Raw genomic sequence first — 12,971 nt, 5'->3', positions numbered from 1 at the left:
CAGTTCCGATGTCAAGCTGGCACAGCTTGCAGCCTCTGCCGGGACAGCAATAAGAAGCTGCACCGGCGCAAACGCCAGCGCGCACGACATTGCCAAAAACGCGGCATGACTGCAAAGCCTCATCACTTTTCCCCACCGGCGCATATCATCCCCGCGCCTTGCTGCTCAAACAGCCGGACCAGTATCCTCTCGAAGCCAACCCATATCAAGGAAAGCTCTCATGTTCGGTTAATGGCGGGCAGGGCGGCAGGCTTATTTTTCCGCAGCGGCATGAAGACGTTGAAAGATTTCGTCCAGAGCGATGCGCTGCTCTTTGCTCAAGGCCGCTTCCAAGTGAAGGGAATAGCCCAACGCTTTTGGCACGAGGTCCTCATACATGGCACGGCCACTATCGGTGAGTTGCAAGAGTTGTTCGCGCTGGTCATCGGGGTTCGCGCCGCGACTGAGATGCCCTTTTTTCTCCAAAGCGGCGACGGCGCGGCTCACCTTCGTTTTGTGCATGGACGTCGCTTTGCCGATGTCGCGCGCTGTCATTGCTACATGTTCGCCGAGTGTTGCCACCACGCGCCATTCCGGGATCCCGATCCCGAAATCATCCGCGTAGATCTTGGACAGCGACCGGCTGACGGTCTCTGCCAGATGGTTCAGCCGGTAGGGAAGAAACTCATTGAGTTTCAGCACTGCTGTTTCTTGGGGCACATTGCTGGTTTTGGGCATGAGAACTCAGGTCTTGTTGGGACATGCTTCACGCAAGATACGGATCGCATGCTGGAGAGGCGCAGCACCCCGTCAAGCCGATTGGTTTTCGGTGGTCAGGGCCTCAATGGTAACCAAGCAGAAGTATAGCTGGTCAAAACAGAGGGGAAAGCACTCGGCGGTCATTTTGCAAATCTACGGAGCGTTTGCTTCTCGTTGTTCGGTTCAATGCCATAGAAATGCCTGTATGAGGCGCAATTACTGGACCTATCTGTTGATAAGAAAGAAACGTTTAACGAAATAATGCACCAAAATTTGCGAATCGATGCCGTAACAAGTGACGCTGGTGTGGCAAGAACATATTCACACCCTGAGACCGGTGAATTGCTCATCGGGTTGGCTGGCAGGAAAGCGAGGCTGTCATGACTACGGCAGACACATCATCTGAACGTGAACTCGGACAAGACGCGAAGATCCATGACCTTGGATCCGGGTGCTATGCCATTTCTGCCGAAGGGTGTCCGAATACCGGTGTGATCGTTGGCGAGCGCGGGCTCCTTGTCATTGACGCCCAGCCGACGGAAGAACTCGGCCAGATTTTCCTCAAAAAGATCCGCGAGATCTCGGACAAACCGATCAAGGTCCTGCTGCTGACACATTTCCATGGCGACAGCACTGCTGGTGCCGCAGCCTTTGACGCTGGCGAGGTGATCGCGTCTGATCTGACCAAACGCATGATGGAAACCCGCGGTCTTGATGATCGTGAAGTTCTGAAAGCCCGGTATCCGGACTTTTATCCTGCTGGTCATGCGCTCCCGGCGCTGGCGATGCCGACCATGACAATCGCATCATCCATGTCCATTGATCTTGGCGGCCGCGAAGTGCGCCTGATGCATCTTGGGCGGGGACACACCATGGGTGACCTCGTCGTTTGGGTCTCAGACAGTTCCGTGCTCTATGCTGGCGGTCTGGTTCAATCAAACACTGCTCCTTATTGCGGCGACGCGCACCTTGCCGATTGGCCGCGGGCATTGGACCGGATCATGGCGTTCCGGCCTTCTGCGTTGGTCCCAGGCCATGGCCGTCCGGCAATCGGATCTGCAGCCGTCGCAACCGCGATTGAAACAACCCGCGACTATGTCGTGACTTTGCGCGATGCGGCTGCAGCTTGTGCCGAGAGCAAGTTGGGCCTGCACGACACCTTCCAATCCCTCAACGATGCGCTTCAGCCGAGATTTGGCAGCGCGCTGCTCTTTGATGCGCACCTGCCGTTCAACGTCGCAAGGGCGTATGATGAAGCGCAGGGGCTGGACCAGCCGCAGATCTGGACACGGGAACGTTGCGACGATCTGGAAGATGCGCTGACCCGCACATCGCCGGTTTCTCAAAAAACGGAAGTCGCCGTAGCAGAAGATGAGCCAGTGGCTGCCGAAGAGATAGTGGCAGAGGCCTCTGATGCGGATATTGAACAAGACACGGGCGAGACCTCAGAAGCTTCAAATGAACTCGTAACTGACAGTGACTTTGCAGCGTCTCTGCTTGCTGGCGGTGAAGAGGCGGCTCCAGACGACGAACTCCTTCTGGAGGAAGATGTTGACCAGGACGAGAAGGTTCTGGAAAAAGCCGGCGCCTAAACAGCAGGCAATACTCGATAAACACCGCTCGGGTCCTACCATGGCCCGGGCGGTTTTGCTTTCTAACGCGTAGAGTGCTTGATACTCTGAGGCTGGTTCCCACATTGAAGACAGCTTTTCGACACTTGGAGTTTTATCATGCGGTTTCGCGCTGCAGTCATTATCCTTCTCAGCCTTTGTGTGCAGGCCGCTGCCCCGGCATTTGCCAACGATGAACCGGATCTGATCTTCAAAAAATCGACCGTCTGGAAGTTTTTGACCCCGGACCACAAGCTGGCGACCTATGCCATCGATGACCCTCTGATTGACGGAGTATCCTGCCACTTCACTGTTCCGGAAAAGGGCGGAGTTTCCGGTTGGCTGGGCGTTGCAGAAGAAGTCTCGGATGTATCGCTCGCATGCCGTCAGGTCGGCCCGGTGCAGATCAAGGAAAACTTCGAGCAAGGCGAAGAAATGTTCCGCCAGGGCCGTTCGTTCATGTTCAAGAAGATGCGGATCGTGCGCGGCTGCGATGTGAAGCGGAATACGCTTGTTTATATGGTCTATTCCGACAAGCTGATCGAAGGTAGCCCGAAGAATTCAACATCGACCGTACCGTTGATGCCTTGGGGAACCCAGGAACCACCGCGCTGTGGAGACTACTTGGAGAGCTAAGTCGGGAGGCCGCAGCTTGCGCCTTATTGGCGTGAGCCCGGCTTGTCGCCTTCGAGCGTTTCAAGATGGTGGGCGACTGGCAGTTCGGCGTCCGCACAAAAATGCTTGTAAAGCATGGCCATCACATCTTTGACCGGTTCGCTGGCCAGCCGGTAATAGATGGTGGTGCCTTCGCGCCGTGTTGAAACAAGCCCTTGCGCGCGCAAAAGAGCAAGCTGCTGAGAGACAGTCGGCATGCGCATACCGGTCTTCTCGGCCAATTCGCCAACGCTACGCTCTTCGTCCATCACATGGCACATCAGAAGCAACCGGGGCGCGGAAGCCATCAGCTTCATGAATTCTGCGGCGGTTTCCGCTTTTTCTTCCAGCGCTTTATAGTCCATCTAGAGACCTTGCCAAACTTCGTTGTGGGACGCAATCAAAGAACGTCCGTGTTCTTTGGCGCTTTTATATGCGGCTAGCAACGGTGACAACCAGGTTTCCGTTTCCACAACCGGTTCCGGTCATCAGGCAAACGCTTTTCTGTTGAACTTCGTTGCCGAATGCCTTTGTTCCGTCCGTAATTGCCAAGAGCGCGATGAACGGACCGCCGAGGACAATAGCCAGGAAGATGATCACAAAAAGGCGGTTCAACATTTTCTTTCTCCAGAAGGCAACGCTGTGTTGTTGATCCGGAGAATATGTTTTGCGCCTTGAACCCATTCTGAGTGCCGTATTCAGCTGGCGTTCAGGTTTATGAACTACCTTCAAGGTGTTGATAGGTATAAGAAAATCTCTATAGATTCTCTGTCATGGCGGTCCGTAGCGCGTCCAAAAGCTTCTCGTCCCGGCCATAAATGTCTTTTCTGAAGTGAGTCGAACCGTCCTTGTTCATCCATGCGGTCAGATAGGTGAGGTGTACTTCGATCGGCACGCTGGGTTTGACAACGGTCCGCTTTTCTGAATCCCTGATTTTCTCCCAATGCCCTTCATCCGCATTCTTATGGGCCAACAGGACATCAGCGAGTGCAAAGGGATCTGATACCCGGATGCAGCCATGGCTGAAGGCCCGTTCGGCCCGGGAAAATAGGGATTTTGATGGCGTGTCGTGGATGTAAATATTGAACTCGTTCGGGAACATGAACTTGATCCGCCCCAGCGCATTGCTGTTTCCCGGATCCTGCCGCAGCCGGAAGGGAAAATTGCCCCGCGCGTAGCTGTTCCACGCTACCTGCGTTGGGGCGATTTCAGTCCCGTCCCGGAACACCCGGATGTTTTTGCTCGTAAGAGCCGAGGGATTTTGCTTCAGCTTCGGCAAATACTCCGACGTGGCGATGGAATAGGGGACGTTCCAGAAGGGATTGATCTCCACGTAGTCGAGCGTATCGGAAAACACCGGTGTGGCGTGGTAAGGCTTGCCAACCACCACCGGCGCGGTGTGGATGGTCTTGCCTTCCTTGACCACTTTGAGCTCCTGGTCGGCCAGGTTGACGAACACATAAAAGCTGCCGAGATCGTCCCGCATCCAGCGCCGGCGCTCCATGTTGAGCTCCATCTGGACCAGTTTTTCTTCCAAGGGAATGTTCAAGCGGGCGAGGGTTTCCTTGCCGATGACGCCATCGTTGGCTAGGCCGTGGTGATCCTGGAAGGTTGTGACGGCTTCGATGAGAACACCGTCGTAAACGTCGCCGCTGTGTTCGGCTGCTCCGGGAATGTCTTCTTCAATCAGCCGTTGCCGGAGCGCAGCAACACGCGGATCGCTCATGCCGGGCTTGAGCACATCGCCGTCCGGAACAGTGGTGAAGGGGCCGCTGGCTGCTTTCTCGCGATATTGAGCAAGACGCCGTTTCAGGCGCGCGTAATTGTCAGAACGGGGCGCAAGACCTTCCAGGAACGCGCTAAAGTCAACCGCCTCTACGGCCTGTTCAAGCAGCATTGTCGGGTCTGGACGGTCCGGAAACAGGTTCAGGGCCTTGTTGACCTTGTTCGGTTGAACGCGGCCGGAAGAGAGGTGCGTGGCATAGCGCAGATACTGCCTGGTGAGTTCCAACTCGAACTGTGCCCAGTCGTCTGCGGTCTGGGCAGAGGAAGCCATATCCACAAGGCCGAGCGGGTCATAGTTTTCCGGATTGAGCGCGTGCTCATTTGCCGCCGCCATGGCCGCGACGGCCAAATGTGCGTTTTCGCTCATGCCTTCGGCGGAAAACCAGATCGGGGCAAAAGCGCGCTGCCCGTAAAACAGGACTGCCTTTTCCGAGACATCCGGTGACATCGCCGCTTGCAGCGCCTTGGCGATTGGCGTTTCCGGTTCCAGGAAGACGGGCGCTGGGACTTCCACGTTTTCTGCGGCACGCTGCGGCTTTGAGGTTGGGGCTGGCGCCGACTGGGCAAGCCCTGCCAAGGGCTGTATCGCGAACACCGCTGTTACCAGCGTGATCAGTGCTGCGTGTCGAATGTACCGGCTCGCATGATCTGTCCTGTGCATCGGAAAGCCCCTCCTTGATTCCCGCAGCGTCAGATTAAAGGTTCCCGGCCTGTGCGCCAACGCCAGAACCTGAAGGAAGAGCTGTTTGCATGAAAAAGTGATCTTGACCGCTCTGATGAAACCGGTCCATAACGCTTGCCATGATGACGGCCACACGGAACATCATTATCACCACCATTATTTGCAGCTAGCGACACCGCTGGCTGTGGCCGTTCCCTCTTGGCAAATTTCCTTGTAGACGGACCGCCCGGCCAGCCGGCCAGGAGACCGTTTGACATGAGCGCCGCTGACCCAGCGAAATCCGGCACCTTCAAGGGCTTGAAGCTCACCAACACATTGACCCGCCAGAAGGAAGACTTCTGCGCGATCGATGATAGCAACGTGCGTCTCTATGTCTGCGGACCGACCGTTTACGACTTTGCCCATATCGGCAATGCGCGTCCGGCGATTGTGTTTGACGTTTTGTACCGGTTGCTGCGCCATCTCTACGGCGCTGAACACGTTACCTATGCCCGCAACATCACGGACGTTGACGACAAGATCAACGCACGTGCGCTGCGCGATTATCCGGATATGCCGCTCAATGAGGCGATCTCAAAAGTCACCAAAAAGACGGCGGATCAATACCAAAAGGATGTGGCATCCCTTGGCTGCCTGGAGCCGACTGTCCAGCCGCGGGCAACCGAGCACATCGATGGCATGGTCAAGATGATCGAACTGCTCATCGAAAAGGGGCATGCCTATGTGGCTGAGACCGCGGATGGTGGCGAAGTGCTGTTCGACACGGTTTCAATGCCGGATTACGGCGGTCTGTCCAAGCGCAAGCTGGATGAGCAGATCGCGGGTGCCCGCATTGCGGTAGACAGCCACAAGAAGAACCCGGGAGACTTTGTGCTTTGGAAACTGTCCTCGCCGGAAGAGCCCGGTTGGGACAGTCCGTGGGGGCGCGGACGTCCGGGCTGGCACATCGAGTGCTCCGTCATGAGCGAGCACCATCTTGGCAAGGTCTTTGACATTCACGGCGGCGGGTTGGATCTGATCTTTCCGCACCATGAAAACGAGATCGCCCAATCGTGCTGCGCCAACGACACAAAAACCATGTCGAACTATTGGGTTCACAATGGCTTTGTGCAGGTTGAAGGCCGGAAGATGTCCAAGTCGGAGGGCAACTTCTTCACCATCCACGAGCTTCTGGAGACGGAGAATTTCGGCGGCCGCAAATGGCCCGGCGAAGTGCTGCGCCTTGCCATGCTGATGACCCATTACAAGGAGCCGATCGACTTTTCTGTGCGCAAGCTGGAAGAGGCAGAGAACCTGTTGGGCAAATGGCCGGATCTTGTCGAGACGGATGCGGCTCCGGCAGCAGACGTGCTTGATGCCATGAACGATGATCTGAATACGGCCGCAGCCATTCAGGCGTTGCATGGCCTTGCGGGCGAGGCGAACAAGGACCCGGTTAAACTGGCCGAGTTTTCAGCTTCTGGAGCTCTGTTGGGTCTCAAGCCTGTTGCAGCGGATATGTCCGGCATCGACGAAGCCGCAATCAAGGCTGCCATCACTGCCCGGCTGGAGGCGCTCAACGGAAAGAACTGGGCCGAAGCCGACCGGATCCGCGATGAACTGGCATCTCAAGGCATCGCGCTAAAGGATTCAAAAGACTCTGAAACCGGCGCCCGCGTGACGACCTGGGAAATGAAGCGGTGAACTGGGTCAGGGAAAGACTGGCCTAACGGTTCTTTGCAGTTAACGAAGAACCGTTAGAGCAAAAGGGAGAGGCAAAACGGATGACGGAAGAAACAGACATCAAGTCCGGCGGCTGCCAGTGCGGGGCGGTGCGGTACTGTGCTGAAGGGTTCAAACGGCCGTCGATTTGCCATTGCCGCATGTGCCAAAAGGCGGTCGGCGGACCGTTTGCAGCGCTCGTCGTCGTTGAAAATCTCAGTTGGACGCGGGGAGAGCCAGCTTACTTTCAGAGTTCAAACCTCGTTCGGCGCGGATTTTGCCGGGACTGCGGCACGCCGCTGACCTATGAGTTTGAAGGCTCTCATATCGACATCACGATCGCGAGCCTCGATCAGCCGGATCTTGTGGCCCCGGAAATCCAGTTGGGACTGGAGAACCGCTTGTCCTGGTGCGAGGGACTTGCGGATCTGCCGACCCGAACGGAAGAAGCGGAGGCTGCGGCACAGGACGTGTTTTTCAACCTCCGCAACCACCAGCATCCGGATCGGGATACGGAAGCCTGGCCGGAGACCATCCGATGAGCGGGTCCTACACCGGGGGCTGCCAATGCGGCGCGGTTCGGTTTCGCGTTGAGGGAACACTGGGTGAAGCGAGCATTTGCCATTGCCGGATGTGCCAGAAGGCATTCGGCAATTTCTTCGCGCCACTTGTCGATGCGCGCCACGAAGATCTGACATGGACCCGCGGGCAGCCAACTTATTACGCCTCCTCTGACGTAGTTGATCGCGGGTTTTGCAGCCGGTGCGGAACACCGCTTGTTTTTGCCTATCGCGATTATCCATTGATTGGGCTGGCGATCGGAGCATTTGATGAGCCCGCCCGGGTCCCCGTAACGAAACAACACTGGAAGCGGGACAGGATCTCGGGCGTTGACACGTTGCATGCGTTGCCGGGCGGGCCCGAAGATGACCCGGAATTTGCGGATGTGATCGCCGAAATTGACGCCAGCAATCACCAGCACCCAGACCACGATACGAAAGAGTGGCCCGTAGCGCCGCAGATGTCCGACGGAACAGACAGATGACCAAAGACCGCCTCTACCTATTCGACACGACCCTGCGCGATGGTGCGCAAACCAGCGGTATTGATTTTTCCGTAAACGAGAAGATCGTCATTGCAGAACTGCTGGAGCGGCTTGGGGTCGACTATGTGGAAGGCGGTTATCCTGGAGCAAATCCGGCCGATACCGAGTTCTTCTCTCAAAAGCGGACAAAAAATGCGACGTTCACTGCCTTCGGAATGACGAAGCGGGCAGGGCGATCGGCGTCGAACGATCCTGGCCTCCAACAGATCCTGGCCAGCCAGTCGGACGCCTGCTGTTTTGTTGCCAAGGCCTGGGATTATCATGTGGATGTGGCGCTTGGTTGCACAAATGAGGAAAACCTCGAAGCGATCGAAGGTACTGTCACGGCTGCCGTTTCGGCCGGCAAGGAAGCCATGATCGACTGTGAACATTTCTTCGATGGCTATAAAGCCAATCCAGACTATGCGCTCGCGTGCGCTCGGACTGCCTATCAGGCCGGAGCCCGCTGGGTTGTTCTGTGTGATACCAACGGGGGCACATTGCCCGACGAGATCCATTCCATCGTGACGAAGGTTCAGGAGGTCGTGCCCGGCAGTCATCTTGGCATTCACACGCACGATGACACCGGTCATGCGGTGGCCAATTCCCTGACAGCCGTCGATGCCGGGGTGCGGCAGGTCCAGGGGACCCTGAACGGTCTGGGCGAGCGCTGCGGTAATGCGAACCTGATCACACTGATCCCGACCCTGAAACTGAAATCACAGTTTGCCGACCGTCTGGAAATCGGTGTCAGTGAAGACCAGCTTCAGGACATCACCGCGATCTCTCATGCCTTCGACGAGATCCTCAACCGCTCGCCAAACCGGCATGCACCCTATGTGGGGGAAACGGCGTTTGCGACCAAGGCCGGCATTCACGCCTCGGCTATCTTGAAGGATCCGCAGACCTATGAGCATGTGGCCCCGGAGTCCGTGGGCAATCAGCGCCGGGTGCTCGTTTCCGATCAAGCCGGAAAGAGCAATCTGCTGGGCGAGCTGGCACGTGTCGGCATCACGGTCAACAAGGCCGACCCTCGTCTGGACCGGCTGCTGGCCAAGGTGAAGGAGCGGGAGGCGCTCGGATATGCCTATGAGGCAGCGGATGCATCCTTTGAACTACTTGCGCTACGCGAGCTCGGAGAGGTGCCGGACTTTTTCCAGGTAGATTCCTTTAAAGTCATGGTCGAGCGCCGGTTTAATGCCATCGGTGATCTGATCACGGTCTCCGAAGCGGTGGTAAAGGTAAACGTCGATGGGGAGACGCGCATGTCCGTTGCGGAAGGTAACGGCCCGGTCAACGCGCTCGACATGGCCCTGCGCAAGGACCTTGGAAAGTATCAGGCTGCGATTGAAGGGCTGGAGCTAATCGACTATAAGGTGCGCATCTTGAACGGTGGTACCGATGCGGTGACCCGGGTTCTGATCGAAAGCCATGATGCCAGGACCCAGCGGCGCTGGTTCACCATCGGTGTCTCCTCCAATATCGTCGATGCGTCCTTTCAAGCGCTGGTCGATTCCATCACATTCGCGCTTGTCAAGGCTCAGGAGAGCTAAGGTTCGGCGCCAGAAAGGCACGCGCTATGTCTGAGCCCGTGACACGCACCGAGGCGGAAAACGAACTCCGCCGTGGCCTCCTCTTTGGCCTTGCGGCTTACGGCATGTGGGGGTTCTTTCCGGCCTACTACAAGCTGACCGATACGGTTTCGGCGGACCTCGTCGTTGCGCACCGGATTGCTTGGTCCGTTCTGTTCGTTGGCGGCTTTCTGTATCTTCGGGGCCGCTGGCAGGAAGTTCTTGATGTCTTTGCTGACCCGGCAGTCTTGAAAAAACTCGCGATGTCCGCGTCGTTCATTTCGGTCAATTGGCTGGTGTTTGTCTGGGCGATTGCGAACGAGCAGGTGCTGGACGTATCGCTCGGCTATTTCATCAATCCGCTCGTCAGCATTTTGGTTGGGCTGATCGTTTTGCGCGAACGCATGACGAAATGGCAGTACATTGCCGTTGCCATGGCCGGATTTGCCGTTGTCTTGCAGGCGGTACTGGCGGGTGGGCTGCCTTGGGTGTCTCTGGTGCTCGCGTTCTCGTTCGCAGGCTACGGCTATGTGCGGAAGGTGACACCGGTAAAGGCAACGCCCGGCCTGTTTGTTGAGACGGTGCTGCTGTTTCCAATTGCGATCGGATACCTGCTTCTCAGCCTTTCATGGGGTGTGGATGCGCTGATCCTGGATGATATTCCAGTTCTCATTGCGCTTGCAGGCACAGGCATTGTTACGGCGTTGCCGCTGATCTGTTTCAGCTCGGCCGCACGCCGTCTGCCACTCTTCATGCTTGGTTTGATGCAATACATTGCGCCTTCGATACACTTTCTGATGGCGGTTTATGTCTGGGGAGAGCCGCTGGATCAGGTCAAACTGCTCGGTTTTGTCATGATCTGGATTGCGCTCGTGGTCTTTACATTCGACAGCTGGCGGAATGCACGAAACGCCAGAAAAGCGCAGCAGGCGACGGTCTAATCTGCTGGTCTGTCATCCGTCGGAAGCGACGGCGAGCATTTCAAACCCACTCCGCTTGGAGGCGTAAAGATGTTTGTCGGCGATGCTGAGCGCGTCGGAGATCTCTCCGCCCTCGAGCTTTGCAATGCCGACACTTGTTTGGCACAGAAGGTCGGTTCCCGAATGCCGGATCGGGTGTGTGCTGAGGCTCTTCATGAACCCGGCCAGTTTCAGGGTTAGGCTGTCGCGTGTTTCCGATCGGAAGATCATGCAGAACTCGTCGCCGCCCAGCCGGATGATTATGTCCTCCGGTCCGGCGAGCGCTCGAAGCTGGCGCGCAAAACCTAGAAGGACACTGTCGCCGACATCATGTCCGTATTCGTCGTTGATCTGTTTGAATGAATCGAGATCAAACACCGCAATCCAAGACGCTTTATTGCCCGAATGTGCCCAGGACTCGATTTGCTTCACGGCCTTTGTGAAAAGGAAGTGCCTATTGTGAACCCCGGTCAGCGCATCCTGCATGGCAAGGGTGTTGAGCTCTGCGATGCGGTCCATCATGTCCAGGTTTAACGAAATCCGGAGAAGGATTTCTTCTGGCGCATAGGACTTGTCGATGAAATCGGCAGCGCCGTACTTCAAGAAGCGGATGCGGTTATCTGAGTTCGATAGCGACGACATGCCAATCACGCTCAGGCGTTCGCGGCTGTATTTCCGCCGCACCGTCTTCAGAAATGCAAAACCGTCTTCGTCCGGCATGTAATAATCGGCAAGAACAAGCCGGATGTGCGGGTGATCCCGCAACATCTGCAGGGCTTCAGCCGGCGTGCTGGCTTGGTAAGTCTGATAAAGATGGTGCGATGTGATCTGGGCGATCCGCTCCCGGTCGACAGAGGAATCATCCAGAATCAAGATACCGATCTTGGGATTGTAGGACAGCCGTTTCAGCAACTCAGCCACATAATCGAGGCTTGCGGGTGTATCCTTCAGGACGTAATCGATCACCCCTTTTGCAAGGGCCTTTTCACGGACTTCGTTGTCGAACTTGCTTGTGAAGATGATCGTCGGAATGTTTCTGTTGCGGCAAAGGTCTACAATTTCGCCATTTGGCGCGTCCGGCAGAGTCAGATCCACCAATGCAAGATCGGGTTCGCAGATCGGCATGTCCAGGCAGCTTTCCGCTTCACTGAAATTTCGCGCGACCATGATCTGGTGACGTCCGATATCCTGAAGCCGGTCAACGATCGCCTTTTCGAAGAACGATGCGTCTTCCACCAGAAGCATAGTGCGCATGTAAGCTGATCCGCCCGTGTGATTTGCTTGGCAAATTTACAAGGGAAGAAGCTTCCAAGACCTTAACCAGAGGGTCAAAACATACCGAAAAGACCAGCGAAAATCGTCGTCCAGTCGCCGAACACCTAACGTTCGGAGAGTTTCGTTATTTTTTGCTGGCTAAAGATCTGCGGCCGCCGCTCCACCTTCGAACGGCGCATCAGAACCATCGCCGATACTTTTTTCGAGCATGGGGATGATCTGATCCACTTGTTTGGCAATTAGGTAAGGGACTTCAGTGTCTGGCCGGATGTATCCCTGCGCGCGCATGTGATCGAGCAGCTCAAGAAGGGGGGACCAAAAGCCGTTGATATTCGCAAGAACAACCGGCTTGCGGTGCTGGCCAAGCTGAGCCCAGGTCATCATTTCGACCGCTTCTTCCAGCGTCCCAATCCCACCTGGAAGAGCGATGAAGGCATCTGACTTTTCGAACATCAGATGTTTGCGTTCGTGCATGTTCTGGGTGATCACGAGGTCTTCAACTGTGTCCAGCATCACCTCGCGTTTTTCAAGAAACTGCGGAATAATTCCCGTGACCTGACCGCCGCATTCCATCGCTGCGCGCGCGACGGTCCCCATCAGGCCAACCGAGCCCCCGCCATACACAAGCCGCAATCCGGCTTCGGCAATCAACTGGCCAAGTCGAGCGGCTGCCGCCTCATGTGCAGGGTCCGACCCGAAGCTCGAGCCGCAATAAACACAAACGCTTTTGAGATGCTTAGGAGAATTTGTCGTCATAACGACATGATGTGGCATTGCCCCATGCAACAGGTCAAGCATTGTGTTTGAAAGGTGGACCGGTGATCCGCGGTTTTCTTGCCGCAGCACAAAAAGGCCGTTATGCATGTGAATAAGTAAAACTGTGGGGCGCGCGGACATTTGCTGCCGTCTGCC

The 12,971-nt window shown here is 56.3% G+C and carries 13 protein-coding genes; 7 read left to right on the top strand and 6 right to left on the bottom strand.

Features of this window, described 5'->3' with window-relative positions:
* Positions 1-252: 252 nt before the first annotated feature.
* Complete coding sequence (locus ACVDG4_RS05470) at positions 253-717, bottom strand: MarR family winged helix-turn-helix transcriptional regulator (protein WP_447234292.1); 465 nt, start codon at positions 715-717, stop codon at positions 253-255.
* Positions 718-1,118: 401 nt separating this feature from the next.
* Between ACVDG4_RS05470 and ACVDG4_RS05465 the strand changes: the two genes are divergently transcribed.
* Together ACVDG4_RS05465 and ACVDG4_RS05460 are read left to right on the top strand one after the other, a co-directional pair.
* The gene (locus ACVDG4_RS05465; RefSeq protein WP_447234291.1) at positions 1,119-2,330 is read left to right on the top strand and encodes an MBL fold metallo-hydrolase; all 1,212 of its coding nucleotides are present in this window, start codon (positions 1,119-1,121) and stop codon (positions 2,328-2,330) included.
* Positions 2,331-2,468: 138 nt separating this feature from the next.
* A complete protein-coding gene (locus tag ACVDG4_RS05460) occupies positions 2,469-2,984 on the top strand; it encodes a CreA family protein (protein ID WP_447234290.1) in 516 nt (171 codons plus the stop codon).
* A 23-nt stretch (positions 2,985-3,007) separates the two neighbouring features.
* Here the strand turns inward: ACVDG4_RS05460 and ACVDG4_RS05455 are convergent, their stop codons facing one another.
* The 3 genes from ACVDG4_RS05455 to ACVDG4_RS05445 form a co-directional block, all read right to left on the bottom strand.
* Positions 3,008-3,367, bottom strand: a complete 360-nt coding sequence (locus ACVDG4_RS05455) for an ArsR/SmtB family transcription factor (protein WP_008188976.1) — start codon at positions 3,365-3,367, stop codon at positions 3,008-3,010.
* 64 nt (positions 3,368-3,431) lie between these two features.
* The gene (locus ACVDG4_RS05450; RefSeq protein WP_133950422.1) at positions 3,432-3,620 is read right to left on the bottom strand and encodes a sugar transporter; all 189 of its coding nucleotides are present in this window, start codon (positions 3,618-3,620) and stop codon (positions 3,432-3,434) included.
* A gap of 139 nt (positions 3,621-3,759) precedes the next feature.
* Positions 3,760-5,448: a L,D-transpeptidase family protein gene (locus ACVDG4_RS05445; protein WP_447234289.1), complete on the bottom strand. Its 1,689-nt coding sequence runs from the start codon at positions 5,446-5,448 to the stop codon at positions 3,760-3,762.
* A 276-nt stretch (positions 5,449-5,724) separates the two neighbouring features.
* Here ACVDG4_RS05445 and cysS point away from each other — a divergent pair, with 276 nt between their 5' ends.
* From cysS to rarD, 5 genes are all read left to right on the top strand, one after another.
* On the top strand, positions 5,725-7,152 hold the full coding sequence (gene cysS / locus ACVDG4_RS05440) for a cysteine--tRNA ligase (protein ID WP_447234288.1): 1,428 nt from the start codon (positions 5,725-5,727) through the stop codon (positions 7,150-7,152).
* Positions 7,153-7,232: 80 nt separating this feature from the next.
* Positions 7,233-7,712, top strand: a complete 480-nt coding sequence (locus tag ACVDG4_RS05435; protein ID WP_447234287.1) for a GFA family protein — start codon at positions 7,233-7,235, stop codon at positions 7,710-7,712.
* Entirely contained in the window at positions 7,709-8,215 is a 507-nt protein-coding gene (locus ACVDG4_RS05430) for a GFA family protein (RefSeq protein WP_306146844.1), read from the top strand. Before ACVDG4_RS05435 ends, ACVDG4_RS05430 begins: the two co-directional genes overlap by 4 nt.
* On the top strand, positions 8,212-9,807 hold the full coding sequence (cimA, locus tag ACVDG4_RS05425; protein WP_447234286.1) for a citramalate synthase: 1,596 nt from the start codon (positions 8,212-8,214) through the stop codon (positions 9,805-9,807). Before ACVDG4_RS05430 ends, cimA begins: the two co-directional genes overlap by 4 nt.
* A gap of 26 nt (positions 9,808-9,833) precedes the next feature.
* Entirely contained in the window at positions 9,834-10,766 is a 933-nt protein-coding gene (gene rarD, locus ACVDG4_RS05420) for an EamA family transporter RarD (RefSeq protein ID WP_166672747.1), read from the top strand.
* A gap of 12 nt (positions 10,767-10,778) precedes the next feature.
* On the opposite strand, the gene ACVDG4_RS05415 is transcribed toward rarD, so the two are convergent.
* Positions 10,779-12,038 (bottom strand): GGDEF domain-containing response regulator, encoded by a 1,260-nt coding sequence (locus ACVDG4_RS05415; RefSeq protein WP_306146847.1) that lies wholly within the window; start codon positions 12,036-12,038, stop codon positions 10,779-10,781.
* 159 nt (positions 12,039-12,197) lie between these two features.
* On the bottom strand, positions 12,198-12,815 hold the full coding sequence (locus tag ACVDG4_RS05410) for an LOG family protein (protein WP_209177595.1): 618 nt from the start codon (positions 12,813-12,815) through the stop codon (positions 12,198-12,200).
* Between the last annotated feature and the right edge of the window lie 156 nt (positions 12,816-12,971).

Source organism: Roseibium sp. MB-4 (assembly GCF_053005265.1).
The sequence above is the reverse complement of the archived record's forward strand: the minus strand, read 5'-3'. Positions and strand labels throughout refer to the sequence as shown.